This window comes from Micropruina glycogenica (genome assembly GCF_900289045.1).
In the GTDB taxonomy this organism is placed as follows: Bacteria; Actinomycetota; Actinomycetes; order Propionibacteriales; family Propionibacteriaceae; genus Micropruina; species Micropruina glycogenica.
This window is the reverse complement of record NZ_LT985188.1, coordinates 1,012,297-1,039,072: the sequence shown is the minus strand read 5'-3', so window position 1 is coordinate 1,039,072 and position 26,776 is coordinate 1,012,297. Positions and strand designations below refer to the sequence as shown.

The window sequence follows — 26,776 nt, the reverse complement described above, 5'->3', positions numbered from 1 at the left end:
ACCGGCGCGGCCGGGGGCGGGGGACGGGCCGCGGGAGCCGTCCGAGTCATTCGCGGGCCGGCCGAGTTCAGCGACCTGCAGCCCGGCGAGGTGCTCGTCTGCCCGGCCACCAACCCGGCCTGGACGCCGCTGTTCACCCGGGCCTCGGCCGTGGTGGTCGACCACGGGGGACTGGCGTCGCACGCGGCGATCGTGGCCCGCGAGTACGGCATTCCGGCGGTGATGGGCACTGGCGACGGCACCACCGCGCTCACGACCGGCGCCCGCGTGATCGTCGACGGCGACCACGGACGGGTGCTTTCGGCGGACGACGCCGCGGCATAGTCTCGAAGCGTTGTTCCGGCCGGGCAGCACAACGAGGTGACTGCGCGGGTGGCCGGACCCCAGAGAGGATCTGCGATGACTGCCGCGTACACCCAGGTCGACCCCGCCGAGGTCGGCGTCAGCGCCGACTACCTGGCCAACATCGACGCCCTGCAGCGCCGCTACCTGGCCGAGAACGCCTACCAGGGCTCGGTGGTGCTGATGGCCAGGCACGGCAAGGTCTGCTACTTCAAGGCGTTCGGCAAGGCCGACGAGGGCGTCGAGATGGCCACCGACTCGATCTTTCGGCTCGCCTCGATGACCAAGGTGGTAGCCGCCGTCGCCGTGCTGCAACTGTTCGAACGCGGCCTGATCGCGCTGCACGAACCGATCGCCACCTACCTGCCCGCCTTCGCCGACACCAAGGTGGCGGTGGTGAAGGACTGGGCGGTCACCCAGTTGCGCACCGCCGAGCGTCCGATCACCATTCACGACCTGCTCACCATGACCGCGGGCATGACCAACACCTGGTGGCACGGCCTGTTCGAGCCGCCGATCTATCACGTGGTGCCGAAGCTGTACCACGAGGCCGGCCTGGTCGACGACCTGAACACCCCGCCCACCACGCTGGAGCGCAACGTCGAGCTGATCGCCTCACTGCCGCTGATCGCCGACCCGGGCACCATGTTCGACTACTCCAACAACAGCGTCGACGTGTTGTGCCGGCTGGTCGAGGTGGTGTCGGGCCAGGACTTCGACAGCTACCTGCGTGACAACATCTTCACGCCGCTGGGCATGAACGAGATCTGGTTCTTTCCGCCCGAAAACCAATGGCACCGCATCGCTGCGGTGTATTGGGCCGGCCGCGACGAGAAGCAGACCGAGGCCTCGCCGTTGGGGCTGGGCATGCTGGGCCCGCAGTACACGTTCAGCCACGACAAGACCCTGTTCAGCGGCGCGGGCGGCCTGCACGGCACCACCGCCGACTACTTCAGGTTCGCCCAGATGCTGCTCAACGGTGGCGAGTTGGACGGTGTGCGGGTGCTCAGCCCTGCGTCGGTGCGGCTGATGACCATCAACCAGATCGGCGAGCTCACCAACTGGCAACTGACCCAGAACAAGTGGGGCTACATGGTCGACATTCAGCAGGGTGAGAATGCGCCCGCCGGTTCGATCCACTACCTGGGCGGGCCGGGCGCGTACTCGTGGCAGGGCTTCTTCAGCACCAAGTTCGTCAACAACCCGCGGCTCGACACGGTGATCATGACCATGAGCACCCCGGGCTTCGACGGTGCGCTGCCGCACAACCTGCGCATGGTCGCGGCAGCCACCGCGGCGGTGGTCGACTGAACGGGTAGCCCTTGTCGCCTCGCCAATGCGTGCAGGGTGGCCAGCGTGCCCATTTGTAGGTACTTCGAAAGCACTGCGTATCACTTGGGCTGAACGCACTACCGACTTTGGGGGCGCTTTGACGGGCAAGCACATCGGACTTTTTCTCGTGGATCCGGGCGGCCTCACAACCGCCGAGATCGCCGGGTGGACTGGTCACGTTCTGTCTGGGACCCGTGCCGAGTTGGCCGATGTTCTCAGGCGACCCGAGGCGCGACGGAATGGCGCGTACCTGTCCACAGCGGGTGCGATCGCACTCGGACGTAGCTGCAATGGGCGCGTGGAGTGGACGTGGGACGGCGGAAGCTACGCCACCTGGGAAGACAGGGGGTTGGATCAGGACACTGGATAGCCTCCTCTCGTCGGTAGCTCCGAGCCCTGGGTCGGCTGGATCAGTAAGGTCGATTTCTCGGGCGGTGCGACACGCCGACCGGACGACCGTCGTCGCGAGTGTCGCCTGGAACCTGTCGGACGTGGGGTTAGGGTGGGGCTCTCCGCTGGACTTCCCCCTGGCGATCCGCCGTGCGTCCACCACGTCTTTGGAGGTCGAAACACCCGATGGCCGATGGGTTCGTGCATCTGCACTGCCACAGCGAGTACTCGATGCTCGACGGCGCCGCACGACTCAAAGACCTGGTCAAGGGCTGCGAGCAGATGGGCATGTCGGCGCTGGCGGTGACCGACCACGGCAACCTGTTCGGCGCCTACGAGTGGTACAAGGTGGCCAAGGGCAGCGCGGTCAAGCCGATCATCGGCCTCGAGGCCTACCTCACACCCAAGACTCCCCGCGGCGAGCGCAAGCGGGTGCAGTTCGGCGACGGCACCGGCGACGACGTGGCGTCGAAGGGCGCCTACACCCACATGACCATCTGGGCCGAGAACTCGGCCGGCATGCACAACCTGTTTCGGCTCAGCTCGCGCAGTTCGCTGGAGGGCTTCTTCTACAAGCCACGCGCCGACCGCGAACTGCTGCACGAGTACAAGTCGGGGCTGATCGGCACCACCGGGTGCCCCTCGGGCGAGGTGCAGACCTACCTGCGTCTGGGCCAGTACGACCAGGCGCTGGCCTCGGCGGCCGAGTTTCGCGACATCTTCGGCGCCGGCAACTTCTACGTCGAGTTGATGGACCACGGACTCGCCATCGAGCGCCGCGTGCGGCACGACCTGCTGCGCATAGCCAAAGACCTCAAGCTGCCGCTGGTGGCCACCAACGACCTGCACTACGTGCACGCCGACGACGCCGAGGCGCACGACACGCTGCTGTGCGTGTCGTCGGGCTCGAACCGCGACACCCCCAACCGGTTCAAGTTCGACGGCAACGGCTACTACCTCAAGAGCCCGGCCGAGATGCGCCGCATCTGGGCCGAACTGCCCGAGGCGTGCGACAACACCCTGGCCATCGCCGAACGCTGCGAAACCCACTTCGACGAGGGCACCGGCACCTACATGGCGCAATTTCCGGTGCCAGCCGGCGAAACCGAAGAGTCGTGGTTCGCCAAAGAAGTGCGCCACGGGCTCGAGGTGCGCTTTCCCGAAGGCGTGCCCAGCTACGCCACCGAGCAGGCCGAGTTCGAGACCAAAGTCATTACCGACAAGGGGTACTGCTTCCCTCCCGGCACCCAGGTGTTGCTGGGTGACGGCACGTGGCGGCCGATCGAGTCGATTCGTGTAGGTGATGAGATCACGTCGGTCAGCACCTGGAACCTCAAGGGCCGCCCGGCCGTGGTCGAAGACGTAATTTCGCGGGTCGTTGACGAAGAGATTTGCGTCATCCACCCCTTCGGCCAGACGAACGAAGTGCGAGCCACTGCTGAGCATCCGTTCTTGGTCGACTCCAAGGGCTGGGTGCCGGCATCGCAGGTGCAGCCCGGGGACTGGCTGCTGCTACCTCAGGCGGAGCCTCCCACCTATGCGCCGTTTGATCTTGAAGCCGCAGCCGTTGCCCGGGGCTGGACACTGTCTCATGGCGAAGACCAGTCGTTCACGCGGATGTGCACGAGTGACGTGCGCTCGCCCCGCCCGGCGAGCGGGAGCCTGCCCTGCCTGGTTGAGTGGTCAGCCGACCTCATGTGGCTCATCGGTCTGTGGGTGGCCGAGGGTCACCTGGTTGATCCGAGCGCACCGACGAGCCCGGGACAGATCGGATGGACTCTTCATCGAGATGAACCGGCGGTCAGCCGCCTCATGCAAACGATCGAATCCCTCAAGTTGGGCGAGCCTCGTCTGTATTCCAAAGCAAGCGACTGCGCCCCGAACCATCAGGGTGTCACAGTGATGCTGACCAACCATCCATTGGCACTTCTGCTGCAAGAACTGGTTGGCTGCGGGGTTCGCAACAAGAAGCTCCACCCGTGGATTTCATCTCTTCCGGAAAGCGGCATCAGGTCGTTCATCTCCGGGTGGCTCGAGGGCGACGGTCACGCTGACCGGACTCGCGTTGGAATCACGACTGTCAACGACGTGCTGGCCAGACAACTCCGTTCGTTGCTGCTGTCCATCGGGCAATGGGCGGTAGTGGACAGAAGCCCGAGTCAGAAGACCTGGAAGGTTCAGTGGATTCCCACGCGCACCAAGGCCCCGTACAACGCCCGCCACGTCGACGGCCGTTGGTGGGTACGTGTGAGGGCCACAGCGCGTCAGGCGTATCAGGGCACCGTGCACAATCTGACAGTGAGCGGTGACCACACCTATGTGGCTGAAGGCATCGCGGTGCACAACTGCGGCTACTTCCTGGTGGTGGCCGACTTCATCAACTGGGCCAAGAACAACGGCATCAGGGTGGGCCCCGGACGCGGCTCGGGCGCCGGTTCGATGTGCGCCTACGCCCTGCGCATCACCGACTTGGATCCGGTGCCGCACGGGCTGATCTTCGAGCGGTTCCTCAACCCCGAACGTCCGTCCATGCCCGACTTCGACATCGACTTCGACGAGCGCCGACGCGGTGAGGTGATCCGTTACGTCACCGAGAAGTACGGCGACGACCACGTGTGTCAGATCGTCACCTACGGCACCATCAAGGCCAAGCAGGCCATCAAAGACGCCGGACGTGTCCTGGGCAAGCCGTTCGGCCTGGGTGAGAAGATCACCAAGGCCTACACGCCGCCGGTGATGGGCAAGGACGTGCCGCTGCCCGAGGTGTTCAACCCCCAGCACGCCCGCTACGCCGAGGGCGGCGAGTTCAGGGCGTTGTACGAGAGCGACCCCGAGGTACAAGAGGTGGTCGACACGGCCCGCGGCATCGAGGGCCTGAAGCGCCAGTGGGGCGTGCACGCCGCCGGCGTGATCATGAGCTCGGCACCGCTGCTCGACGTGATTCCGGTCATGAAGCGCGAGGCCGACGGTCAGATCATCACCCAGTTCGACTACCCGAGCTGCGAGGCGCTCGGCCTGGTCAAGATGGACTTCCTGGGCCTGCGCAACCTGACCATTCTCGACGACGCGCTCGCCAACGTGAAGGCCAACCGCGGCGTCGACCTCGATCTGGACGCGCTGAGCAAGAACCCCACCGACCCGTCCACCTACCAACTGCTGGCCACGGGTGACACGCTCGGCATCTTTCAGTTGGACGGCGGCGGCATGCGGGTGCTGCTGCGGCAGATGCAGCCCGACAACTTCGAAGACATCTCGGCCGCACTCGCGCTGTACCGGCCGGGCCCGATGGGGGCCAACAGCCACACCAACTACGCGCTGCGCAAGACCGGCAAGCAGCCGATCACCGCGATCCACCCCGAGCTGGCCGAACCGCTGGCCGAGATCCTCGACCTCACCTACGGCCTGATCGTCTATCAGGAGCAGGTGCAGCAGATCGCGGTGAAGGTGGCCAACTACACCCTCGGTGCCGCAGACGAACTGCGCCGGGCGATGGGCAAGAAGAAGAAGGAAGTGCTCGAAAAGGAGTACGACCGCTTCGCCGCGGGCATGACCGCCAACGGCTACTCAGCCGGCGCGATCAAGTCGTTGTGGGACATTCTGGTGCCCTTCTCGGACTACGCGTTCAACAAGGCCCACACCGCCGCCTATGGGCTGATCTCGTACTGGACCGCCTACCTCAAGGCCAACTACCCGGCCGAATACATGGCGGCGTTGCTGCAGTCGGTGAAGGACGACAAGGACAAGTCGGCGGTCTACCTGGCCGAGTGCCGGCGCATGGGCATCAAGGTGTTGCCGCCCGACGTCAACGAGTCCGACGGCATGTTCACCCCGGTGGGCACCGACATTCGCTACGGGTTGGGCGCCATTCGCAACGTGGGCGACAACGTGGTGAACGGCATCGTCGCCGGGCGCGACGAGCACGGTAAGGCGCACGACTTCAACGAGTTCTTGAGCAACGTTCCGCTCGTGGTGTGCAACAAGCGGGTGATCGAGTCGCTGATCAAGGCCGGCGCGTTCGACTCCCTGGGCCACACCCGGCGCTCGCTCATGGAGTGCTACGAGCAGAAGGTCGACGAGGTCATCGACCTCAAACGCAACCAGGCCAACGGCCAGGACGACCTGTTCGGCGACGCCGGCGACGGCGAGGCGCTGGTCAGCAGCCCGATTCCGCAGGTGGACGAGTGGGACAAGCGCGTTCGGCTCGCGTTCGAGCGCGAAATGCTCGGGCTGTACGTGTCTGACCACCCGCTGCTCGGCCTCGAACACGTGCTGTTGGCGAACCGCGACCACTCGATCGGCGCTCTGGTGGCCGAGGACGGGCCGCGCGACATCACCACCTCGATCGCCGGCATGATCACCCAGGTCACCCGCAAGCAGACCAAGACCGGCGACCTGTGGGCGATCGTCACGGTCGAAGACCTGGAGGCCTCGATCGAGGTGCTGCTGTTTCCCAAGGCCTACCAGCTGGTGGCGCTGCAGCTGGCCACCGACACCATCGTGCGCATCAAGGGCAAGCTGGTCGGCAAAGACGAGGGCGTCGAGCTGCGGGGCACCGATGTGAGTTTCCCCGACGTGTCCGAGGGCCCGACCGGGCCGGTCGTCATCTCACTGCCCGCGGCCCGCTGCACGCCGGCGGTGGTGCAGCAGTTGCGCACGGTGCTGACCAACCACCCGGGCGCCACCGAGGTGCGGGTGCGGCTGACCACGTCGAGCAACCGCACCACGGTGTGGAAGCTCGAAGAAACCCTGCGGGTGATGCCGTCACCGCCCCTGATGGCCGACCTGAAGGCCCTGCTCGGGCCGTCCTGCGTGTAGGGCTGTCAGAGCCCACTACGCTGAGCGGGTGACCAGTCCCAGTTCGCCGACAACGGTCGAGCCCACCAAGCGCGCGCATCACCGCGACCCGTGGTCGGCGTCGATGTTCGCGGTGGCGGCACTGGTGGTCGGCATCGTGGCAGCCGTCGTCTGGCGGCTGGTGGTCCAACCGCCCAGCTATCTAGTGCAGGCCGACGGCTCAGCTTCGATGAGCGAGCGAGGCTTGACCGACATCTTCGGTGCGGACGCCTGGTACGTGGTGCTCGGCGTGGTGTTCGGCGCGGTGATCGGCGTGTTCACCTGGCGTCGCTTCAAGCACCTGGGTTGGGTGTCGGCCTTTCTGGCCGGCGGCTTGGGAGCGCTGGCCGGTGTGGTCTGCTGGCAACTCGGCCAGTTGCTGGGCGGCACCTCGTTCGACGAACGGCTGGCCACAGCCAAGCCCGGCGACCTGGTGCCGATCGGCTTGATGCTGCGGTCGCCCTCGGCGCTGGCGGTGTGGGCGTTCGCCGCCGTGACTCCGATTCTGCTGGGCTCGGCGCTCGGCCCCGACGACGAGGCTGCGCCCCGCGAGCCCCGCAATCGGCGCAGGGGCCGTCATGTCGAAGGGCCGCAAGCGCCGCAGGAAGTCATCGACGACCTGGGCGTGGTGCGCACCGAAGAAGTGCGGGCCGACGAGGCGGGCAGCGTTCGTGAGTAGGCCGAGCGACTCGGTGCTCGACTACCTGCGCACGCAGGCCGGCGTGATCGCCGACCGGGCCGACGACGTGCTGGTCGATGCACCCGACGCCGTGCATCGCAGCCGGGTGGCGACCCGGCGGGCGCGTAGCGCGCTGCGCACGTTCGCACCTCTGTTCACGAAGGGTCGGCTGCGTGGGCTGCGCAATGAACTTGCCTGGCACGCCGATCACCTCGGCGCGCCGCGTGATGCCGAAGTGCTGAAAGAGCGGCTGCTGACACGCGTGAACGACCTCGACGACGCCGAGATCGCGGGCCCCGTGCGGCGGCGGTTGGGCGACGCCCTGGACGCCACCCACGAGCATGCGCACCGTTCGCTGGTCGAGTCGATGGGCACCGAACGGTACGCCGCGCTGCGGGCCAATCTGGCCGACTTCGTCGCCGACCCGCCGCTGCGCAAAGACGGACGGCGGGCCACGCGCGACCGACTTGTCGACCTGCTCGACGGCGCCATCGAGCGCGTCCGACGTCTCGAGGCCCGGGCGGCAGAGATCGGCGACGACGCGCACCGGTGGCACGAGGTGCGCAAGGCGGCCAAGGCGGCCCGGTACTGCTCCGAGGCCCTGGTACCGGTGTTGGGCGATCACGGTGAACAACTCTTGAGGGCGTGGGAGGCGGTCACCGAGGCGCTGGGCGAGTTTCAGGACACGGTGGTGGCCGAGAGTTATCTGGCCACAGCAGCCGTCCGGGCACGTGAGGCGGGGGAGCCGGCCGACACCTACCTCGAACTGGTGCTGGTCGAGTTACAAAGTCGCGACGAGGCTCTGGCCCTTGGGCGCGAGGCGTTGGCGGCGGCCCTCACCTGACCAGCACAGATCGCGGGAAGAGCGGACGGGCTTCTCGTCATCCCGACGAAAGTCGGGATCTCATGCGGCGAATGTGTGGTGAGATCCCGGCCTGCGCCGGGATGACGGGGTACGTCGCCATCCCGGCGAAGTCGGCTCCCCGTGCAGCAAATTACTGCACTCGGCTGCTCAGTGTTCGGCCGGCGGCGCCGCGACGGGTGCCGGCTGACCGATCGCCGACAGCATGTCGAGGTACCAGTCCTGGCCGATGTCGAACGGCTTGCCGCCCTTGATGCGGTCGAACGCGATTGCGGTGAGCACGTCGCCGTTCTCTTCGTCGTTGCCGATCACGCCCGACTCGCCGCGCAGCGCCGAATCGACGGCAAGGTCGGTCATCGAGTGAATCAGGTCGAGGTCGAAGGCGTTGGCCGCGGCCGAACGCGAGTAGTAGCCCGACTTCTGCACCAGGATCTTCTCGGCACCGAGCATCTCGGCGAACTGCTTGGCGAACCATGCGCCGGGGTTGATTCGCTCGAGGCGAATGTGGCCGAACGCGTCGCGTGCGACTTCTTCGCCGGCCTTCTCCATCTCGGCGACGATGCTCTCGACGCCGGCGCCCTCAGAGATGAAGATCGTCACGTTGCCGACGGTGTCCATCACCTGCTTGAGCCGAACCGCCTCCTCCTCGATGTCGATAACCGCCTCGGGCACGAACACCGCGTGCACGTCCCACGCCTTGGCGTCCAGGCCGATCTCGGGCAGCCACTCGGCGTCGGTCAGCCAGTCGCGGTACTTGCGGGCGGTGGCAGCGGTCAGCCAGCCGCAGTTGCGTCCCATCACCTCATGGACGATCAGAATGCGGGTGCCCGCGTTGTGCTCGGCCAGCACGTTGCGCGAGAACCGCGCACCCATTTCGGCCGCGGTGTCGGCGCCCAGCGACTGCCGAATCGGAATGACGTCGTTGTCGATGGTCTTGGGCAGCCCCACCACGGTGAGTCCATAGTCGTGCTTCGCCAGGTACGCCGCCAGATCGGCCGCGGTGGTGTTGGTGTCGTCGCCACCGATGGTGTGCAGCACGTCCACACCGTCGGCCACCAACTGGTCGGCGGCCACCTTGAGCGGATCGTCGCCCTCGGCCACCAGGCCACGGCGCACCAGGTCTTTGGCGTTGGTGAGCTTGACGCGGCTGTTGCCGATCGGCGAGCCGCCGTACAGGTGCAGCAGATGCGCTTTTTCGCGGACGGCGGGGGTGACCTCGAGGTAGTCGCCGGTGAGCAGACCCTGATACCCGTACTTGTAGGCGATGATCTCGACGTCCGGTGCCACCTCGGTGTAGCGCTGAATCAGACCGCCGATCGCCGACGACAGGCACGGTGCGAAACCACCGGCGGTGAGCAGGGCGACCTTCTGAACCATGAGTGAGCCTCTCATCGGGGGATTGACACCATCACCCTATTGCCCGATCCCGGCCCGTGGAAGCAAAGCCCGAATGTCAGCGCGTGGCGCGCATTCGCCTGTGGACAACGCCCCACGGCGACGCCTTCCGAGGCAGACTGACCAGATGCACCCCGGCACCACCCGCAGCGAACGCGGCCAGGCGTTGTCGTCGTTTCTGGTCGTGGTGGTGGTCGCCCTGCTGCTCGTCACCGGCCTGGTGGTCGACGGTGGGCGCAAGAGCGCGGCCGACCGCCGCGCCGAACTCGCCGCCGCGGCGGCGGCCCGGGCCGCCGTCGACACCACCGCTGCGCAACGTCAGGCCGGACGGCGTCCCGATGGTGGTGCAGCGGTCGCCGCCGCCAAGCGGGTGATCGCCGACGAGACCGGTATGCGCGGCACGGCGTCGCTGGCCTCGGACGGCAGCGTGCAGGTCACTACCGCGGTCGAGGTCGACACCGTCTTTCTGAGCCTGATCGGCATTCGCACCGTGCAGGGGCACGGCAGCGCCACGGCTCAGTTGTTCGGCTGACGAAGCGATGCGGCCATGCGCTCGACGGCTTGGGTGATGATCGCCGGCGACGTGGCCAGGTTGATGCGCACCCATTGATCGTGCGCTGGTGAGAAGGCCCGACCGGGCGAGAACGCCACCTTGCCGACCTGCTCGAAGTGCCGCGCCGGGTTCGCCAGCCCCAGGGCGGTGCAGTCGACGAAGGCCAGGTACGTGCCGGGCCCGGGACGGTACTCCGCCGACGGCAGCAGCGCGTGCAGCAGATCGCTGAGCAGTTGCTTGTTGGCGGCCACCTCGACGCACATCTGGTCGACCCAGGCTTGCTCGTGCCGCAGGGCCGCGGCGTGGGCGAGCGCACCCAGGTGCCCGGTGCTCTGGGTGGCGAGCGGCGGCAGGTGGTCGAGCAGGTTCAACGCACCTTCGCCGCCGACGTAGAGACCAGCCTTGAACGCGGCCAGGTTCCATGCCTTGCCGGCCGAGATCGCCACCACGGCATCACGGGCCTCGGGCAGGCTCAGCACGGGCACGAACGTGGTGCCCGGATCGACCAGCCACGCGTGGATCTCGTCGACCACCAGCCGCACCCCGTGGGCCGAACACAGCGCGGCGACCGCGGCCAGTTCGTCGGCGGTGTGCACGGTGCCGGTGGGGTTGTGCGGCGAGCAGAGCAGAAAGGCCGTCACGTCGTCGGCCGCGAAGGCCCGTTCGAGGGCGGCCAGGTCGAGCCGGCCCTCGGGGGTCAGGTCGACCGCAACCGTGTGCCGCCGGTAGCCGCTGGTGACCTGCCAGAACGGCGGGTAGACCGGGGCGGTGATCACGATGCCGTCGCCGGGGTTGGTCACGGTCTCGAGCACGCACAGCACTTCGTTCATCACGTCACCGCCCCGACGCACCTGCGTCGGGTCGAGCTCGAGACCCCACCGCGTCGCCGCCGAGGCTCGGTACGCGTCGGCGTACTCGGTGCCCCACGGGTAGCCGGTGTCGCCACGGTCGAGCGCGGCGTCGAGTTCGGCGCGCACGGCCGGCTGCACCGCGGCGTCCATCTCGGCCACCCACAGCGGCAGCACGTCGGAGTCGTACGTGCGCCACTTCAGGCTGCGTCGTTGCCGCAATTCCGCCTCGGTGAGCGAGAAGATCGTCATGGCCGCATTCTTGCGGCTCGTGCGGCCCCAGGGTTGCCGGTCTCGACCAGAAAGCGTGTGTTGTGATGGCCCGGTACTTCGACGTGCACCCCGACAACCCCCAAGCGCGCGCGCTGGGGCAGGTGGCGACGATTCTGCGTGACGGCGGGTTGATCGCCTACCCCACCGACTCGGGTTATGCGTTGGGCTGCATGCTGGGCAACCGGGCGGGCCTCGACCGCATTCGCGCCCTGCGCCAGTTGGACGCCCGGCACAACTTCACCCTGGTGTGCAGCGACTTCGCCCAACTGGGGCATTACGTGCAGATGGGCAACGACGTGTTTCGGGCCATCAAGGCGGCCACGCCGGGCGGCTCCACGTTCATTCTGCAGGCCACCCGCGAGGCGCCCCGGGTGATGCTGCAACCCAAGCGGCGCACCGTGGGGGTGCGCATTCCCGATCACGTCACCGCGCTGGCGCTGCTGAACGAGCTGGGCGAACCGTTGATGTCGAGCACCCTGCTGCTGCCCGGGCATGACGAGCCGATGTCGGACGGCTGGACGGTCAACGACGAGATCGGGCACGCCCTCGACGCGGTGCTCGACTCGGGCGATTGCGGCACCGAACCGACCACGGTGATCGACCTGACCGGCGACGAGGTCGAGATCATTCGGCGCGGGTCTGGCGATCCTGAACTGTTCGAGGGCTGAGCGGCTGGTCGGTCGAGCCATTCGAGACGGACGTCTCGACGAGCTCGACCATCGAGGTGATCAGGCGGGTACGTCGTCGGGGTCGAGGCGCAGGTGGTCGGCGGCAAAGCCGTGCCGCATGCCCCACGCCACTGCCTGCGAGCGCCGGGCCACGCCGATCTTGCGGTAGGCCGAGCGAATGTAGCTCTTGACCGAGTTCGGGCTGAGGTACATCGTCGTGGCGATCTCGGCGTTCGACAGACCTTCGGTGATCAGCGCGATCACTTCGCTCTCGCGGTACGACAGGCCCTCTTCACGGCCGGGCCAGTTGCCGCCGGTCGGGTTCGCCGCCCTGGGGACGGGGCTGACCACCAACTTGCCGGCGTGCACCTGCTCCAGGGCGTCCACCAACTCACGGGCGGGCAGCGTCTTGGACAGGTAGCCGGATGCACCCTCGTGGGTGGCTTGGTTCACCCGTGCGGGCTGGAAGTTCCAGGTGTAGACGACGGTGCGCTTCACCAGGGGGTTGCGCAGCACGCGCTCGACGGAGTCGGCCTCGGGTGCGGTCTGGCCGAAGCTGTCGTAGAGTGCGATGTCGACCCGTTCACGCACCTCGCGGTTGGCGATGAGTTTCACGACCTCGATGCGGTCGGTGTAGTTGGCGAACATCTGGTTCAACCCCGCGACCACGACCTCGTAGTCGTTGACCAGCGCCACCCGAATCGGACGTTTAGTCTGCACCGAGACATTGTGCCACTCGCACCACCCAAAAGGGCAGGGTGAGGTGACCCATAGGGTGCGATGTTACCTACCGCTCAGCTGTCGTCATCTTCGGGGTCGACATAGACCACTGCGCCGTCTTCTTTGGTCAGGCCGGCGGCGTGATCGGGCACCTCGTACTGCAGGTTGCGATCGGTGCGCTGATAGCCGGTCGAAGCCGGCCGCTTGGGCAGCTTCAGTTGGGTGCGCTCGACCTTCTCGTAGGGAATGGACGACAGCAGGTGGGCGATCATGTTGATGCGCGCCCGCTTCTTGTCTTCGCTCTCGACGACGTTCCAGCGCGCCTCGGGAATGTCGGTGTGCACGAACATCTCGTCCTTGGCCCGTGAGTAGTCCTCCCACCGGGTCAGCGACTCCAGGTCGGTGGGCGAGAGCTTCCATCGCCGCATCGGGTCGGTGAGCCGCGACTTGAACCGCTTCTCCTGTTGCTTGTCAGACACCGAGAACCAGTACTTGCGCAGCAAGATGCCGTCTTCCATCAGCATGCGCTCGAAGATCGGGCACTGGCGCAGAAAGCGGCGATGTTCCTCGGCGGTGCAGTAGCCCATCACCCGTTCGACGCCGGCGCGGTTGTACCACGAGCGGTCGAAGAGCTTGATCTGGCCGGCCGAGGGCAGGTGCTGAATGTAGCGCTGAAAGTACCACTGAGTCTGTTGCCGCTCGGTCGGCGCCGGCAGTGCGACCACTTGGGCGATGCGGGGGTTGAGGTACTCGGTGATGCGTTTGATGGCGCCGCCCTTGCCGGCGGCGTCGCGTCCTTCGAAGATCACCACGAGGCGTTTGTTCTCTTGCTTGACCCATTCCTGCATCTCGACCAGTTCGGCCTGCAACCGGTGCAGTTCGGCCTCGTACATCTCGTTGTCGAGCTTCGCAGGTTTCGCCATGAGGGCAATCGTGCACCAATCGCGCCGCCCCCACCAGCGATTCGTCAGGTTACGGTCGAGAACCCAACGGCAAGCGGTTTCACCGCTCGATTCAGTGGTGCATCGTCGGCTCGTCGCCGCTCAATTCGGGCGCCCTGATGAACAGGGTGGCGATGATCGCCAGCGTCCACACCGCGCCCGCCCCCAGAAACGCCACCCGTGAGCCGATCAGCAGAGCTGCCTCGACCGGGGTGCCGGACGCCTGCGCCGCCGCCGACTGTGACGCCATGGCGGTGACGAACACCGCCGTACCGAACGCGCCGGCGACCTGCTGCACGGTGCCCACGACGGCTGAGCCGTGCGAATACAGGTCTTTGGGCAGCGAGCCGAGGGCGATGGTGAACAGGGGAGTGAACATGAAGGCGAACGAGGCGCTCATCGCCATGTGCGCCGCCACCACGAGCCACCACGGCGTGCTGAGCTGAATGGTCGACAGCAGCCAGAACACTCCAGCGATCACCACGCTGGCGGGCAGCATCAACGGCCGCGGGCCGACGCGGTCGAACAGCCGTCCGGTCACCGGGCCGAGCAGCCCCATCAACAGACCGCCGGGTAGCAGCATCAGCCCGACCGTGAGCGGGTCGAGGTGCAGCGCCCGCTGCAGAATCAGGGGCAGAATGATGATGGTTCCGAACAGCGCCATCATGGCCAGCGCCATCACGATCACGCTGACGGTGAAGGCCGACTGCTGAAAGACGCGCAGGTCGAGCAGAGGCCCACGGCCGGCGCGGGCCAGGGCGAGCTGGCGCCACAGAAATGCCGCCAAGGCGAGTGCCCCCACCACGAACGAGGCGATCAACTCGACCCGCGGCACGGTGGCGTCGCCGATCAGGCTGAGCCCGTAGACCAGGCCGCCGAAGCCCAGCACCGTGAGCGGCACCGACCAGGCGTCGAGCGGCACCCGCATCGGCTCGTTGACGGTGACCATGCGCCACGCGCCGATGGCCAGCATGATCAACCCGATCGGCACCATCAGGCCGAACACGCCGCGCCAGGTGGTGACGTGCAGCACCAGGCCGGCCATCGTCGGGCCGATGGCCGGAGCGACCGAGATGACCATCGAGATGTTGCCCATGATCGCGCCGCGGTGGGCGGGCGGCACCAACTGCATGACGGTGGTCATCAGCAGCGGCAGCATGACGGCCGTGCCGCTGGCCTGCACGATGCGTCCGGCCAGCACCAGGCCGAACACGGGCGCCACTGCGCAGATGAGCGTGCCGGTGGTGAACAGAATCAGGGCCAGCAGAAACGCCGATCGGGTGGGGATGCGTTCGAGCAGCCAGCCGGTGATCGGAATCACCACGGCCATGGTGAGCAGAAAGGCGGTGGTCAGCCACTGCACGTCACGTTCGTCGACAGCCAAGTCGGCCATGATCGAGGTCAGCGCCACGTTGAGGGCGGTCTCGTTGAGGATCACCACGAACGTCGAGACGAGCAGAATGGCGATCACCGAGCGGTCGCGTGCACTCAGCCAGTGCTGGTCGACGGTCGCTGTGGTCGGCTGGGCCATGGCACCCCCCTTCGTCGTGGCGAAGGGTTCACGCTACGGCTGTGCCCGCGGCCCCGCCAAATCATCGGCGTCATCGCAGGCCCGCCAGTTCGGCGGTGAGGTTGCGCCGGGCCGCGGGTTCGCGCAGCCGTCCCCGCTCGGTGGCATAGATCGGCGCAGCCAGGCGACGGAGCAACTGCCCACGGCGCGTCACCGCCCACGCCTGTGCACCCAGACCGCACTCGGCCTTCAGGTCGGCCACCGATTCGGCGTACCGGGCGGCGTCGGCACCCAGCACCCACAGGTCGGCGTCACTGACGATGGCGGCGGGGTGATCGTGGGGTGGCACCACGTGGTGCTCGGTCACCAGCACCAGCCGGACGACCTCGGCCACGTCAGGCGCAGACAGCAGGGGAGTGAGCAGGTGGTCGGCAAGTGCCGCCGAGGCGGCCTCGTCGGGCCCGGGGTTGCCGGTGTGCACGGCGTCGTGGAACCACAGGCCCAGGGCTTCGGCGCGGCCGCCGCCCAGCGACTCGCAAGCCTCGATGCACTCGCCCAGGTGCCGCAGGTCGTGATAGCTGCGGTGCGGCTCGGACCACCGGGCGAGCAGGTCGGCGGCGAGTGCCTGATGCCCCGGCAGCGGCCAGCCGAGCCGGCTCAGAACAGCCGAATCAACCATGCCGCCGCCAGGGCACAGGCGCTGGCGAACAGCACGCTGACGAAGGTGCCGATGATGAACCGTTCGGCGGCACCGGTACTGCTGGCCTTGATTTCGGGGTAGCGCGCGAAGCTCTTGACCACCATGGCGACGGCGATTCCTTCGGGAAAGCCCACCAGCAGTGCCCCGAACACGGCCAGTCGTTCGAGGTAGCCGATCCATTCGCCACCACGCAGGTAGGTGGCGGCGTAGGTGAGCGGCGCCACGGTTTCGAGTGCACCGTTCTGCTCGGGCAACTCGGTGGCCCGGGTGCGCTCGGCCAGCCGAAAGACCCGGGTGACGGCTCGACCGCCCAGCAGCACCGCAACGGCCCCCAGCGCGAGCACGATGACGATCTTCGCGATCACCAGCAGCACGGTCATGACGCCGCCACACCCATGGCCCGCGCGAGCAGCCGGCGGCACAGCTCGGCACCGAGCTCGCTTTCGCGCCTGGCTGAGCGCGTCGCCCGTTGCGACACCGCGGACGGGCTGATGCCCAATCGGGCCGATGCTGCGGCTCCGCTACCGGTTTCGTTCAGAACGTCCATGATCTCCCAACCCTCGGGGGTGCGTCGGCTGACCAGTGCGCGCAACAGCACCAGGGCCGACTCGGCCTGCTGCACCACGTCTTCACCATAGAAGCCGGCACCGACAGTTCCGGCGTCCGTGGTCTCGGGGCCGAGCAGCCGCAGATGCGCGGGGGCGCTGCGGGCCTGCTCGACCGCGGCCCGGGCGGCCAGGTAGGCCGGGCCGCGCGCCTCACGGGTCGAGCCCGGCAGCGGCAGTTCCACCGACCCCAGGCCGATGCCGAGGTGCCAGTCGGGAAGTCTGGTCAGGGTGAGCACGGCGTCCACCACCGCGCCCGGGTCGCCGGTCAGGCCCTGCACTTCATCACCGGCGGTTCGCTCGAAGGTGAGCCGAAACCGGTCGCCCACGGCGGACTGCAGGGCCTCCAGAGCCTCTGGTACCCGATCGACCGAGCGACGGCTGTTGCGCTGGTCGGCGGTCACCACCGCCCAGATGCTTAAGTCATCAGGCTTCATCGACACTCATTAAGTGTGCACCCTGAACCTTGTCCCGTCCAGTACCCCGAGAGTGCACCCCAAAGGGTTGAGTGGACGACCCAGGGCATCCCCTACGGCGTTTGAGGCACTGCCCGACCTACAGTTGAACCGCTACATCGACCTCTAGACAAGGAGCAATGACATGCCGAGTTGGGGATTTCTGGGTTGGATCATTTTCGGCGGCATCGCCGGCTGGATCGCTAGCAAGATCATGAAGACCGATGCCTCGATGGGCATCGTGATGAACATCATCGTCGGCATCGTCGGCGGCCTGCTCGGCGGGTGGATTCTCACCGCCTTCGGCGTGGGCGGCGGGGGCTGGATCTTCAGCATGCTCACCGCCATCGGTGGGGCGGTGCTGCTGCTCTGGATCGTCGGCATGGTCACCGGCCGTCGATCAGCCTGACCCGTTGGTCGAAGCGGCCGGCACCCTGTGGGGTGCCGGCCGCTTCGCATGTTCACCTGGACGTCGTCGAACGCTTGCGGTCGGTGCCGTGGCGCACCAGCATGGCGCCATGACCGACGAATACGACGTGATCGTGATCGGTGCCGGCCCGGTGGGCGAGAACGCGGCCCAGTACGCGGTGCGGGGCACCGACCGCACCGCCTGCCTGGTCGAGCGTGAACTGGTGGGCGGCGAGTGCTCGTTCTACGCCTGCATTCCCAGTAAGGCACTGCTGCGACCCCCGACCGTTGCCGCCGTCAGTGCCGACCTGCAGGGGCTGCGGCCCACGAGGATCGACCCCGACGCGCTGTTGGCCCGCCGCGACTACTGGGTGAGCAACTACGACGACAGTGGCGGCGCCGGCTGGGCCGAATCGGTCGGCATCGACGTGGTGCGCGGCGAGGGCCGGGTCACCGGCGAGCGTCAGGTGAGCGTGGGCGATCGCACGCTCACGGCCCGGCACGCCGTGGTGGTCGCCACCGGCAGTTCGCCGGCCATTCCCGACGCCTTCGCGCCGGTGAGCCCGTGGACCAACCGTGACGCCACCGGAGTGGTCGACATACCCGAGCGGCTGGCCATCGTCGGCGGGGGAGTGGTGGCCTGCGAGGCGGCGACCTGGCTGGCGGCGCTGGGCAGTTCGGTCACCATGTTCGTGCGCCGCACGCTGCTCGATCGGGTGGAGCCCTTCGCCGCCGACCTCGTGCTCGAGGGTCTGCGTCGCCAGGGCATCGACGTGCGGCTGGGCGTGAGCGTGGGTGCCGCCGAGCGTCCGGGCGACCTCAACGACGGGCTCGGACGGCTGCACGGAGGCCCCGTCCGGCTGCAGGGCGACGACCAGTGGGAAGAGTTCGACGAAGTGCTGGTCGCCACCGGACGACGACTGAACACCGAGGCGTTGCCGGGCCAAGAGCGTCCCGCCTGGTTGCACCTGGTGGGCGACGTGTCGGGCGAGCCGGCGCTGACCCATTGGGGCAAGTACCGCGCCCGGCTGCTCGGCGGGCGGTTGCGCGACGAGATGCTGGGCGTTCCGGTGCCGTCGGCACCGGGTCACATTCCGGTGCCGCAGGTGATCTTCACCGACCCCGAGGTGGCCGCGGTCGGCCCGACGCTGGAGCAGGCCCGGGCCGACGAACCCGGCGCCTACGCGCTGGACGTGCCGATCACCTCGGCCTCAGGGGTCAACCTGCTGGTCGACCACCCCGAGGGCAAGGCGCGGCTGGTGGTGGCCGGTGACGGACGGCTGCTGGGCGCCACCTTCGTGGGGCCCGAGGTCGCCGAACTGGTGCACGCCGCCACGGTCGCCGTGGTCGGCCGCATGACGCTCGACCAGTTGTGGCATGCGGTGCCGAGCTTTCCGACCGCCAGTGAGGTGTGGCTGCGGCTGCTCGAAGCGTCCCTCGACTGAGACCGTTGGCCGACCTGTCGCTGGTCAGGCCAGCGCCTGATGGGTCGGGCCGTGCCGCTCGTCGCCGGTCAGGGCGACCAGCACCTTGCGCACGGCTGCCGCCTCGTCGTGGCGGCTCTGCCGTTCGAGCACCCTGGCCAGCAGCAGGGTGACGTACTCGTTGGTCGGGTCGGCCTCGAGAATCGTGCGGGCCTCGCGTTCGGCCAGCGGCAGCGACGCCCGCAGGTAGTACGTCCGCGCCAGGTACTCACGCGCATCGGTGTGGCCCGGCTGAGCCTCGAGCACCTTCTCGAAGCGCTGCACCGCCGTGCGGTAGTCGCGGGTGTTGAAGGCGAGCAGGGCCGCCTGCCAGTCGTACAGGGTGATGTCGGTCGTGGTGGTCATCTTTCTCACTCCTTCCAGCCCAGCTCACGGGCCACCGCGGCCAGGTTCTCGAACAGATGGGCGTTGTAGTCGACGCCCAACATCGACGGCAGCGCGAACAGCACGTAGTCGGCCGCCTGCACCGCCTGGTCGGCGGCCAGCGCGGACGCCACCTCGTCGATGCTGCCGGCGAACGTGGGGCCCGAACGGGCGGGCAACCCGTCGAGAATGCCGGCCGAGTCGGTGCCGCCCCGATCGAGGCCGAAGAACGCGTTGTCTTCGTCGGTGGTGATGGGAAAGGCGCTGCGAGTGACCGCGGCCTGCCCGCCGGTGGTCAGCCCCGATTCGGCCAGTGCCGCCCGGTAGGCCCGCACCTGATCGGCCTGCTGAATGTGAAACGGCCGTCCGTCGTCGGCCAGCAGCAGCGTGCTCGACAGCAGGTTGTACCCCTGCTCGCCGGCCCACCGTCCCGAAGCCTGGGTGGCCGCACCCCACCAGATGCGGTTGGGTAGCCCGGGCGACAGCGGCTGAATCGGCAGGTCCGCCTCGCCGCCGCGCGCCAGAGCCCGCTGCGAGCGGGCCACCGGACGTCCGGCGATCGCGTTGCGGAACACCTCGGCCCGTCCCCGCGCCAGCGACGACCAGTCCTGACCCTCGGCCAACTCGTAGCCGAACCGGGCCTGCCCGTCGGCAGCCGGCTCGGGCGATCCGCGGCTGATGCCGAGTTGCAGTCGTCCGGCGCTGATCAGGTCGGTGGCGCCGGCCTCTTCGGCCATGTACAGCGGGTTCTCGTAGCGCAGGTCGACCACGCCCGTGCCCACGTCGATGGTCGACGTGCGCGCGGCCATCGCCGACAGCAGCGGGAACGGCGCGCCCAGGCTGTGGTCGAAGTGATGCACCCGCACCCACGCACCGTCGAGGCCGGCCGCCTCGGCGGCCACTGCGAGGTCGATGTGCTGCCGCAGCGAGTCACCGGCGGTGCGCACCCGCGAGCCGGCCACGTCGCGGTAGTGGCCGAACGACAGAAAGCCGATCTTCTTGGTCATCATCACTCCTGATTTAGTTGTCGTTTCAACAACTTTCAGGCGTGGTTATTCCAGCGCCTCGATGGGGCCGTAGACGGCGTGGTCGGCACCGGCGCTGAAGGCCCAGTAGCGCTCGCCGTACGACCAGTGCCACCACTCGGTGGGGTAGTTCACCAGTCCGGCTGCACGCAGCACGTGCACGAGCACGGCACGGTTGGCGGCCGCCAGCTGGGGGAGTGGCGCGTCGGTGTAGCAGGCGCCGTCGCTCTGTTCGGGTGTGGCGTCCAGCGGGGTGCCGAGGTCGAGTTCGACGCCGGCGGCGTCGCAGAGGGTGAGGTCGACCGCTCCGCCGGTGCTGTGCGGAGCCACGTCGGGCGGAGCGACCCATCGGCTGGCCAGGTCGTACAGCAACTCGGGGGAGAGATCGGGGTAGTGGTCGTGCAACTGCGCGCAGTAGTGGTTCCAGTAGTGCAGTTGGCGGGCAGGGGAGCGGTACGCCTCGACGATCAGCAGGTCGAGGCCGTCCGGCAGGGCGAGGGCTGCGGCAGCCAATCGGTCGGCCAGACCGCGACGGGCCAGGTGCCACGCGTTCGACACGTCGCTCTTGCGAGTGTCGATGCGCACCCTGGCCAGGCCGCGCAGGTCGACCAGGGGGTCACCGTTGTCGATCACCGGCGTGCTGGTGACACGCGGGTCGCTGATCAGCACGATGCCGGGTTGCACCGGCCAAGTCTGGCAGAGCCGCCAGGCTCACGAGCGCAAGCCGCTCACAGCCCCTTGAGGCAATAGGCGGTGCCGCTGGCCGAGGTGCGGCCGGTCCAGTAGATACTGGTCGCATCGGGCCAGGCGTCGCAGGCGTTCAGACGCGCGCCCGCCTGGCTGACGCCCTCTTTGATGCCCAGCACCTTGAACTTGGCCTCCGAACTGGTGCAGTCGACCTTCTCGACCCGGTCGGTGCCGACCTGCTTGACGCAGTCGTCGACCTTGATCTGGCTGAAGCCGCGTACCACGAACACCACGATCAGCGAGATGGCGATCACGGCAACCGAGGTGATGATGCGCTTGAGGTTGTTGTTCTTGGCCGGTGCTGCAGCCGGAGGCTGAAAGCCGCCCGCCGGCGGGTAGGCGCCTGGTGGCAGCGGCTGGCCGTCGGGGCCCACATGGGGAGCGCCTTGGGGCTGAGCGCCGTACTGCGGGGCACCGGGAGCGCCGTACTGCGGGGCTTCACCAGCAGGATTCGCGCCGGGTTGGCCGGGCACCGGCTGCTGCGGAACACCCTGCTCGGGAGTTGCACCGGGCACGTTCTGCGGGTTGCCGCCCTGCTGCGGGCTGTTCTCGGGAGGTTGGTTCGCGCTCATGGGGTGATCCTTGTCTCAGCGTTCGAACTGGACGGTTTCGGGTCAGTCTGCCAGGGTTGCCAGTTTGCCAGCCGGACGGCGTACGGGACGACCTCGCAGGCAGGGGAGAACTGCCCGCGCCCACCTTGGGCAGCCATGACAGGGGTCGTGCCCGTTCGCGCGTGTTGACATAATGCTGCTTATCGGACAAATCGTTTCGCGTTGGACGACGGTCTTTCGAGGCGTTCGCCGTAGGTCGAGTACGGCTTGATTCAGGCACCCCTGGTTCCACCGGGCCGCTAGGCTGATCGCATGCTGGCGATTCGCCGCGCGACCGACGATGACGTCGCTGAAATGGCCCAATTGGCCGCCGACTTCGGCCTCTTCACCGCCGACCCCCAATCGCTGGCCTCGCACGCCGAACGCATCGCCGCACTGGTCGCCGACCCGCGTCACTGCGTCGTGGTGGCCGACCATGACGGCGTGCTGGTCGGCTACGCGCACGCCCAGGACTACGGGCCGACGCTGCGGCACTCATGGACCACCGCGCGGCTACACGACCTGTTCGTGCGCGAAGACCATCGTCAGAGCGGCCTGGGCCGGCGCCTGCATCGAGCCATCGTGGTCTGGTGCCGCAGCCGGCAGGTCAAACACCTCGAGTGGCAGGCGGCGCCGTCGTCCATCGCCTTCTATCAGCACCTCGGTTACCGCGCGGACTACGGCACCGACTACGCGAACCACCCATCATTCGAACACTGGTTCGATGCATGACTCCGTAAGTCGGCACACCGGGTTGGCGGCCGTGCTGCACGGACGCCGCGGACGGTTCTTGATGGCCCTGCTGCTCACCGAGTTCGCCGGTGCCATGCAGGGCATCGCCTACAGCACCGTACTGCCGGTGATGGCGCGCGACCTGGACGGCTTCGCCCTGTTCGGCGCCACGCTGGCCGCCGGTTCGGTGGCTGCGGTGTTGATGCTGTCGTTCACGGCGCCGATTCTGCAGCGCGTTCCGCCGCTGCGGGTGCTCGTGGTGGCCACCGCGCTGTACGTGGTCGGCGCCGCGTTGGCGGTGTTCGCACCCACCATGGGCTGGGTGCTGGCCGGAACGGTGGTGCGCGGCATCGCCGCCGGGCTGCTCGCCGGTTTCGGCGTCGGCGCGATCGGAGCCCTGTTCGACGAGCACGAACGGCCGCGGGTGTTCGGGCTGTACGCGCTGATCTGGCTGCTGCCGTCGGTGCTCGGCCCGCCGCTCAACGCCGTGATCACCGACTGGGTGGGCTGGCGCTGGGCGATCGGCTGGCCCGCGGTGCTGGTGGTGATCGGACGCACCCTGATCGGTCTCACCGTCGGCGCACTCCCCTGGCGCCCCCAAGCCGAGCCCACCACGGTCAGCGCCCGGGTCGGCGTCGGCGTTGCGGTCGCGCTCGGGATCGGTTCGTGGGGGTCGGCCAGCCCGTCCGGCCTGGGCCTGGTCGCGCTGCTGTGCGGCATCGTCGCCGGCGGTGTCGCCATCGCGGTGTTCCTCGTGCGGGGAATGCCGGGCGAGGCCCGGCCGCTGCTGGCGTTCGCGTTGCTGTGCGCGGCGTTCTTCGGTGTCTACGAGCTGCTCTCGCTGACCATCATCGAGGGTCTCGGCTCAACCGTGTTGGTGTCGTCGGCGGCCCTGACCGGCGGCCTGCTGGCCTGGTCGCTCGTGGGTCTCGAACCGCAGCCGAAAGCCCGTCCTGATCGTGCGGTGCTGGGCCCGGGCCTGGTGCTGTTCGCCTGCCTGCTGGTGATCGCGGCCCTGATGGTCGGTGGCGGAGCAGGAGTCACAACGACGATCGCCGGGGCCGTGCTGGGCGGCGTGGGCATGGGTGCCGCCTATCCCCTGCTCAGCTCAGAACCCTTCTCGACCGGCCGACCGGCCGCGACCGTCGGCACGCTGATCGCCTTCGCCGAAACGGCGGCGACGGCATGGGTGGCGATGCTCGCCGGCGGCCTCTACTCGGCGCTGCACGGTCAGGGTTGGACGCCGGTGGGCGCACTGCAGTTGGTGTTCGTCGTATTGGCCGGTGTCGCACTGGCTGCCACCGTGCTGGCGGCAGCCCGACGATCCCGCCGCGCACGCGACGACCCCGCCTGAGGCCGCCGACTCATTCGAACAGGATGTACTCCGGCTGCGGTTTCAGCGACAGCGCGTCCTTGGCCGTGATCAGCCGCTTGCCGGTGGCCACGTCTTCTTTGAAGAAGATCTTGAAGCCGGCGTGCACGTAGCTGGGCCGGGTCTTCATCACGCCCTTGTAGGTGGCGATCTTCTGCGCCGGCGAGCCGATGCCGTCGACGGAGTTGATCGGCACCACACCCGGGTGTTGCTTGAGCGCCTTCGGGCTCTTCACGATGGTTACGTGCAGCTGGTGAAACAGCATCACCTTCTCGGGCAGGTTGTTCGCCTCGACCACCTGCGACAGATACCGCGACACCTGGTCGAGTTCGGCACCGGTGGTGCTGCCGAACGACCGGCCCGGAATCTGGCCCTTGTTGACCGCCCATTCGGGGTCGAGCGCCACGCCCACGTCAGGGTATTTGAGCCACTTCTCGAAGTGCTTCACCTCGTCGATGAAGTCGGCCCGGCCGGGCTGGATGTTGAGCAGCAGCATCGCCTTGTGCTTCACCGCTGCGTCGTGCCAGCGCTTGATCACCGCCTCGGGCGCTCGCGTGCGGTACATTCCGTCCTTGCCGGGGCTGGCGTGCACGGTGACCGCGATCAACTCCATGACCGGCAGCAGCTTGCGGCCCCCCGTCCACGACTTGCCGCGCTTCTCGATCTCGGCCATCCGCGCGTCGAGCGAACCGATGCCGAGCCGTCCCTGGCCCGGGGCACCGGGGTAACCCGAGTAGCCGAACAGCCGATAGGTCGGGAACACCTCACGTCCACCTCGCGGCAGCTCGCTCGCGGCCGGTGGCTGCGAGCTCGTGGACGGCGACGGGGTGGGGCTGATGCTCGCCGGGGTGGACGCGCTGGGCTGTGCAGAGCTCGACGCGCTGCCGGCCGGGGTCGAGGCCGGCGCCGACGGGTTCGCCGAGCTGCAGCCGCTCAACGCCGCCACCAGCGCGAGGGCGAGCACGGTGAAGCGGTAGCGGGAAGGCATCAGCCCATTGTGCCAACACCGGCACCGCACCCGAAGCTCACCCGCGGGCGATTCTGCCGATCGTCACCAACCGTTCACCCGGCGTCCGGTTCGACTACCGCTGAGGTGCCCCACGCACCAGCCCGGCCCACGGTTCGGGGCCCAACCGTTGACGCTCACGGCCTCGGGCGATAGCGTCACGAACCTGGCCAAGCGCGCCGGCTGGGTGCATGGCAAAGTGGCGATGCGTGGCTCCATCGGCGCCGAGCCCGACCCCGAGAGGTGGCTGAGTTCATGCCCACGTACAGCTTTCGCTGCGAGGCCGGGTGCCTGTTCGATGCCACGTTTCGCATGGCAGAGGTACCCGCGCAGACCGTGTGCCGCGAGTGCGGCGCCGAGGCGACCAGGGTGATCACCACGCCGCACCTGTCGGCGGCGGGCACGTCGGCCTTTCGGGTGATCGATTCGGCCGCGCGCTCTGCGCACGAGCCCCCCGTGGTCACCAGCCTGCCCAAGTCTGGACGCACCCGCACCCAGCGGGTGACCCACAACCCTTTGCACGCGAAGCTGCCGCGGCCCTGATGGGCAGGTCCCGCCGGCGGCGGGACGGGTCAGCCGACCCACTCGTGCACCCCCGACGTTCCTCGTCCCCTCTTGTTCGCACCCTGTTTCGCAGTACCCCTTCAGCCCGCAGTACCCCCTACCAGTAAGGAGCCCCAACCATGCCGGAGAACATCTTTCCTCTGGACTCGTCCAAGAAGTTCACCGAACAAGAGAAACTCGGCCACAACCGATGGCACCCCGAGATTCCGCCGGTGGCCACGGTCAAACCCGGTGACAGCTTTCGGGTCGACTGCCGCGAATGGTTCGACGGGGCGATCAAGAACGACGACTCGGCGCAAGACATCCTGGACGCTCCCCTGCTCACCGTGCACACCCTCAGCGGCCCGTTCGCCGTCGAGGGCGCCAAGCCCGGCGACCTGCTGATCGTCGACATTCTCGACGTCGGCCCGATTCCGCAAGAAGAGGGCCCGCTGGCCGGCCAGGGCTGGGGCTACACCGGCATCTTCGCGACCCGCAACGGCGGCGGCTTTCTCACCGAACAGTTCCCCGACGCCTACAAGGCGATCTGGGACTTCAGCGGCCAGGTCGCCACCTCTCGTCACGTGCCGGGCGTCAGCTACACCGGCCTGATCCATCCCGGCCTGATGGGCACCGCGCCGTCGGCTGCGCTCTTGGCGAAGTGGAACCAGCGCGAAGGTGCGCTGATCGCCACCGACCCCGACCGGGTGCCGCCGCTGGCGCTGCCGCCCGAGGCCGAGCACGCCATTCTGGGCGGACTCGACCGCGGCGAATGGGGTCGGGTCGGCGGCGAGGCCGCTCGCACCGCTCCCCCGCGCGAGAACGGCGGCAATCAAGACATCAAGAACCTCAGCAAGGGCACGCGGGTGTTCTACCCGGTGTTCGTGGACGGCGCGAACCTGTCACTGGGCGACCTGCACTTCTCGCAGGGCGACGGCGAGATCACGTTCTGCGGCGCCATCGAGATGGGCGGCTTCGTCGATCTGCGGGTCGATCTGATCAAGGGCGGCATGGACACCTACGGTGTGTCCGAGAACGCCATCTTCATTCCCGGCAACGTCGACCCCCAGTACAGCGAGTGGATCGCGTTCTCGGGCACGTCGGTGACGCTGGGTGGCGAGCAGCGCTACCTCGATTCGCACCTGTCGTACCAGCGGGCCTGCCTGCACGCCATCGACTACCTGACCAAGTTCGGCTACGCGCCCGAGCAGGCCTACCTGCTGCTGGGTTCGGCACCGATCGAGGGGCGGCTCTCGGGCGTGGTCGACATTCCGAACTCGTGCTCGACGGTCTACATTCCCACCGCGATCTTCGACTTCGACGTGAGGCCGTCGGCGGCGGGGCCGTACCAGATCGATCCGGGCATGGGTGCCCCGAAGGCGTCCGCGTGATCTGACTAC

26 protein-coding genes are annotated in these 26,776 nt (G+C 67.9%); 13 read left to right on the top strand and 13 right to left on the bottom strand.

The annotated features are described in order from the left end of the window. The first annotated feature begins 90 nt into the window (after positions 1-90). The 5 genes from MPLG2_RS19820 to MPLG2_RS04850 all read left to right on the top strand — a co-directional run bounded on the left by MPLG2_RS19820 (position 91) and on the right by MPLG2_RS04850 (position 8,420). Positions 91-324, top strand: coding sequence for a PEP-utilizing enzyme (locus MPLG2_RS19820; RefSeq protein ID WP_231935813.1), 234 nt, complete (start codon positions 91-93; stop codon positions 322-324). 75 nt (positions 325-399) lie between these two features. Then, complete coding sequence (locus MPLG2_RS04870) at positions 400-1,653, top strand: serine hydrolase domain-containing protein (protein ID WP_105185171.1); 1,254 nt, start codon at positions 400-402, stop codon at positions 1,651-1,653. Between the two features lie 597 nt (positions 1,654-2,250). After that, the gene (gene dnaE, locus MPLG2_RS04860; protein WP_105185170.1) at positions 2,251-6,879 is read left to right on the top strand and encodes a DNA polymerase III subunit alpha; all 4,629 of its coding nucleotides are present in this window, start codon (positions 2,251-2,253) and stop codon (positions 6,877-6,879) included. A gap of 28 nt (positions 6,880-6,907) precedes the next feature. Then, positions 6,908-7,576 carry a hypothetical protein gene (locus tag MPLG2_RS04855; protein ID WP_105185169.1) on the top strand — a complete coding sequence of 223 codons (669 nt, stop codon included), beginning with the start codon at positions 6,908-6,910 and terminating at the stop codon, positions 7,574-7,576. Continuing rightward, positions 7,569-8,420, top strand: coding sequence for a CHAD domain-containing protein (locus tag MPLG2_RS04850; RefSeq protein WP_158680883.1), 852 nt, complete (start codon positions 7,569-7,571; stop codon positions 8,418-8,420). The genes MPLG2_RS04855 and MPLG2_RS04850 overlap by 8 nt, the downstream gene beginning before the upstream one ends. Positions 8,421-8,588: 168 nt before the next feature. Here the strand turns inward: MPLG2_RS04850 and MPLG2_RS04845 are convergent, their stop codons facing one another. Next, positions 8,589-9,830 (bottom strand): pyrophosphate--fructose-6-phosphate 1-phosphotransferase, encoded by a 1,242-nt coding sequence (locus tag MPLG2_RS04845; RefSeq protein ID WP_105185167.1) that lies wholly within the window; start codon positions 9,828-9,830, stop codon positions 8,589-8,591. 130 nt (positions 9,831-9,960) lie between these two features. Here MPLG2_RS04845 and MPLG2_RS04840 point away from each other — a divergent pair, with 130 nt between their 5' ends. Beyond that, positions 9,961-10,365: a pilus assembly protein TadG-related protein gene (locus MPLG2_RS04840; RefSeq protein WP_105185166.1), complete on the top strand. Its 405-nt coding sequence runs from the start codon at positions 9,961-9,963 to the stop codon at positions 10,363-10,365. Here the strand turns inward: MPLG2_RS04840 and MPLG2_RS04835 are convergent. Next, the gene (locus MPLG2_RS04835; RefSeq protein ID WP_105185165.1) at positions 10,350-11,486 is read right to left on the bottom strand and encodes a MalY/PatB family protein; all 1,137 of its coding nucleotides are present in this window, start codon (positions 11,484-11,486) and stop codon (positions 10,350-10,352) included. The genes MPLG2_RS04840 and MPLG2_RS04835 overlap by 16 nt on opposite strands. 65 nt (positions 11,487-11,551) lie before the next feature. Between MPLG2_RS04835 and MPLG2_RS04830 the strand changes: the two genes are divergently transcribed. Then, positions 11,552-12,175 (top strand): L-threonylcarbamoyladenylate synthase, encoded by a 624-nt coding sequence (locus MPLG2_RS04830; RefSeq protein ID WP_105185164.1) that lies wholly within the window; start codon positions 11,552-11,554, stop codon positions 12,173-12,175. A gap of 60 nt (positions 12,176-12,235) precedes the next feature. Here the strand turns inward: MPLG2_RS04830 and MPLG2_RS04825 are convergent, their stop codons facing one another. The 6 genes from MPLG2_RS04825 to MPLG2_RS04800 form a co-directional block, all read right to left on the bottom strand. Continuing rightward, complete coding sequence (locus tag MPLG2_RS04825) at positions 12,236-12,895, bottom strand: response regulator transcription factor (protein ID WP_231935811.1); 660 nt, start codon at positions 12,893-12,895, stop codon at positions 12,236-12,238. A gap of 74 nt (positions 12,896-12,969) precedes the next feature. Then, positions 12,970-13,818, bottom strand: a complete 849-nt coding sequence (gene ppk2, locus MPLG2_RS04820) for a polyphosphate kinase 2 (RefSeq protein ID WP_105185163.1) — start codon at positions 13,816-13,818, stop codon at positions 12,970-12,972. Positions 13,819-13,909: 91 nt separating this feature from the next. After that, positions 13,910-15,367 (bottom strand): DHA2 family efflux MFS transporter permease subunit, encoded by a 1,458-nt coding sequence (locus MPLG2_RS04815; protein ID WP_105185162.1) that lies wholly within the window; start codon positions 15,365-15,367, stop codon positions 13,910-13,912. 70 nt (positions 15,368-15,437) lie between these two features. Continuing rightward, complete coding sequence (locus tag MPLG2_RS04810; RefSeq protein WP_158680882.1) at positions 15,438-16,025, bottom strand: HD domain-containing protein; 588 nt, start codon at positions 16,023-16,025, stop codon at positions 15,438-15,440. Beyond that, positions 16,004-16,426, bottom strand: coding sequence for a hypothetical protein (locus tag MPLG2_RS04805; protein ID WP_105185160.1), 423 nt, complete (start codon positions 16,424-16,426; stop codon positions 16,004-16,006). Before MPLG2_RS04805 ends, MPLG2_RS04810 begins: the two co-directional genes overlap by 22 nt. Beyond that, the gene (locus tag MPLG2_RS04800; RefSeq protein ID WP_158680881.1) at positions 16,423-17,094 is read right to left on the bottom strand and encodes a hypothetical protein; all 672 of its coding nucleotides are present in this window, start codon (positions 17,092-17,094) and stop codon (positions 16,423-16,425) included. The genes MPLG2_RS04805 and MPLG2_RS04800 overlap by 4 nt, the downstream gene beginning before the upstream one ends. Before the next feature lie 157 nt (positions 17,095-17,251). On the opposite strand from MPLG2_RS04800, the gene MPLG2_RS04795 reads away from it, so the two are divergent. Next, positions 17,252-17,515, top strand: a complete 264-nt coding sequence (locus MPLG2_RS04795; RefSeq protein WP_105185158.1) for a GlsB/YeaQ/YmgE family stress response membrane protein — start codon at positions 17,252-17,254, stop codon at positions 17,513-17,515. A gap of 109 nt (positions 17,516-17,624) precedes the next feature. Further along, on the top strand, positions 17,625-18,959 hold the full coding sequence (locus tag MPLG2_RS04790) for a dihydrolipoyl dehydrogenase family protein (RefSeq protein WP_105185157.1): 1,335 nt from the start codon (positions 17,625-17,627) through the stop codon (positions 18,957-18,959). Between the two features lie 24 nt (positions 18,960-18,983). Here MPLG2_RS04790 and MPLG2_RS04785 read toward each other — a convergent pair whose 3' ends face one another. From MPLG2_RS04785 to MPLG2_RS04770, 4 genes are read right to left on the bottom strand one after another with little or no spacing between them, the layout of a single operon-like run. Next, positions 18,984-19,343: a tetratricopeptide repeat protein gene (locus MPLG2_RS04785; protein WP_105185156.1), complete on the bottom strand. Its 360-nt coding sequence runs from the start codon at positions 19,341-19,343 to the stop codon at positions 18,984-18,986. 5 nt (positions 19,344-19,348) lie between these two features. Then, positions 19,349-20,368 (bottom strand): LLM class flavin-dependent oxidoreductase, encoded by a 1,020-nt coding sequence (locus MPLG2_RS04780; RefSeq protein WP_105187472.1) that lies wholly within the window; start codon positions 20,366-20,368, stop codon positions 19,349-19,351. A gap of 45 nt (positions 20,369-20,413) precedes the next feature. Beyond that, on the bottom strand, positions 20,414-21,070 hold the full coding sequence (locus tag MPLG2_RS04775) for a M15 family metallopeptidase (RefSeq protein ID WP_173909597.1): 657 nt from the start codon (positions 21,068-21,070) through the stop codon (positions 20,414-20,416). Positions 21,071-21,114: 44 nt separating this feature from the next. Then, complete coding sequence (locus tag MPLG2_RS04770) at positions 21,115-21,705, bottom strand: LppU/SCO3897 family protein (protein ID WP_158680880.1); 591 nt, start codon at positions 21,703-21,705, stop codon at positions 21,115-21,117. A gap of 291 nt (positions 21,706-21,996) precedes the next feature. On the opposite strand from MPLG2_RS04770, the gene MPLG2_RS04760 reads away from it, so the two are divergent. Together MPLG2_RS04760 and MPLG2_RS04755 are read left to right on the top strand one after the other, a co-directional pair. After that, positions 21,997-22,455, top strand: a complete 459-nt coding sequence (locus MPLG2_RS04760; RefSeq protein WP_105185153.1) for a GNAT family N-acetyltransferase — start codon at positions 21,997-21,999, stop codon at positions 22,453-22,455. Further along, entirely contained in the window at positions 22,448-23,809 is a 1,362-nt protein-coding gene (locus tag MPLG2_RS04755) for an MFS transporter (protein ID WP_105185152.1), read from the top strand. The genes MPLG2_RS04760 and MPLG2_RS04755 overlap by 8 nt, the downstream gene beginning before the upstream one ends. Positions 23,810-23,819: 10 nt before the next feature. Here the strand turns inward: MPLG2_RS04755 and MPLG2_RS04750 are convergent, their stop codons facing one another. Then, on the bottom strand, positions 23,820-24,815 hold the full coding sequence (locus MPLG2_RS04750) for a hypothetical protein (RefSeq protein WP_197710087.1): 996 nt from the start codon (positions 24,813-24,815) through the stop codon (positions 23,820-23,822). A 273-nt stretch (positions 24,816-25,088) separates the two neighbouring features. Between MPLG2_RS04750 and MPLG2_RS04745 the strand changes: the two genes are divergently transcribed. Next, positions 25,089-25,376, top strand: a complete 288-nt coding sequence (locus MPLG2_RS04745) for an FmdB family zinc ribbon protein (RefSeq protein WP_105187470.1) — start codon at positions 25,089-25,091, stop codon at positions 25,374-25,376. 140 nt (positions 25,377-25,516) lie between these two features. Then, positions 25,517-26,767 (top strand): formamidase, encoded by a 1,251-nt coding sequence (gene fmdA, locus MPLG2_RS04740; RefSeq protein ID WP_105185150.1) that lies wholly within the window; start codon positions 25,517-25,519, stop codon positions 26,765-26,767. Positions 26,768-26,776 lie beyond the last annotated feature (9 nt).

Excerpts from the sequence above, each read along its gene's own strand:
- MPLG2_RS04840 (WP_105185166.1), top strand. The coding sequence starts at position 9,961 with ATGCACCCCGGCACCACCCGCAGCGAACGCGGCCAGGCGTTGTCGTCG.
- MPLG2_RS04870 (WP_105185171.1), top strand. The coding sequence starts at position 400 with ATGACTGCCGCGTACACCCAGGTCGACCCCGCCGAGGTCGGCGTCAGC.
- MPLG2_RS04745 (WP_105187470.1), top strand. The coding sequence starts at position 25,089 with ATGCCCACGTACAGCTTTCGCTGCGAGGCCGGGTGCCTGTTCGATGCC.
- MPLG2_RS04770 (WP_158680880.1), bottom strand. The coding sequence starts at position 21,705 with ATGAGCGCGAACCAACCTCCCGAGAACAGCCCGCAGCAGGGCGGCAAC.
- MPLG2_RS04795 (WP_105185158.1), top strand. The coding sequence starts at position 17,252 with ATGCCGAGTTGGGGATTTCTGGGTTGGATCATTTTCGGCGGCATCGCC.
- MPLG2_RS04790 (WP_105185157.1), top strand. The coding sequence starts at position 17,625 with ATGACCGACGAATACGACGTGATCGTGATCGGTGCCGGCCCGGTGGGC.
- MPLG2_RS04780 (WP_105187472.1), bottom strand. The coding sequence starts at position 20,368 with ATGACCAAGAAGATCGGCTTTCTGTCGTTCGGCCACTACCGCGACGTG.
- dnaE (WP_105185170.1), top strand. The coding sequence starts at position 2,251 with ATGGCCGATGGGTTCGTGCATCTGCACTGCCACAGCGAGTACTCGATG.
- MPLG2_RS04835 (WP_105185165.1), bottom strand. The coding sequence starts at position 11,486 with ATGACGATCTTCTCGCTCACCGAGGCGGAATTGCGGCAACGACGCAGC.
- MPLG2_RS04810 (WP_158680882.1), bottom strand. The coding sequence starts at position 16,025 with ATGGTTGATTCGGCTGTTCTGAGCCGGCTCGGCTGGCCGCTGCCGGGG.
- MPLG2_RS04845 (WP_105185167.1), bottom strand. The coding sequence starts at position 9,830 with ATGAGAGGCTCACTCATGGTTCAGAAGGTCGCCCTGCTCACCGCCGGT.
- fmdA (WP_105185150.1), top strand. The coding sequence starts at position 25,517 with ATGCCGGAGAACATCTTTCCTCTGGACTCGTCCAAGAAGTTCACCGAA.
- MPLG2_RS04815 (WP_105185162.1), bottom strand. The coding sequence starts at position 15,367 with ATGGCCCAGCCGACCACAGCGACCGTCGACCAGCACTGGCTGAGTGCA.
- MPLG2_RS04760 (WP_105185153.1), top strand. The coding sequence starts at position 21,997 with ATGCTGGCGATTCGCCGCGCGACCGACGATGACGTCGCTGAAATGGCC.
- MPLG2_RS04750 (WP_197710087.1), bottom strand. The coding sequence starts at position 24,815 with ATGCCTTCCCGCTACCGCTTCACCGTGCTCGCCCTCGCGCTGGTGGCG.
- ppk2 (WP_105185163.1), bottom strand. The coding sequence starts at position 13,818 with ATGGCGAAACCTGCGAAGCTCGACAACGAGATGTACGAGGCCGAACTG.
- MPLG2_RS04785 (WP_105185156.1), bottom strand. The coding sequence starts at position 19,343 with ATGACCACCACGACCGACATCACCCTGTACGACTGGCAGGCGGCCCTG.
- MPLG2_RS04830 (WP_105185164.1), top strand. The coding sequence starts at position 11,552 with ATGGCCCGGTACTTCGACGTGCACCCCGACAACCCCCAAGCGCGCGCG.
- MPLG2_RS04755 (WP_105185152.1), top strand. The coding sequence starts at position 22,448 with ATGCATGACTCCGTAAGTCGGCACACCGGGTTGGCGGCCGTGCTGCAC.
- MPLG2_RS04805 (WP_105185160.1), bottom strand. The coding sequence starts at position 16,426 with ATGACCGTGCTGCTGGTGATCGCGAAGATCGTCATCGTGCTCGCGCTG.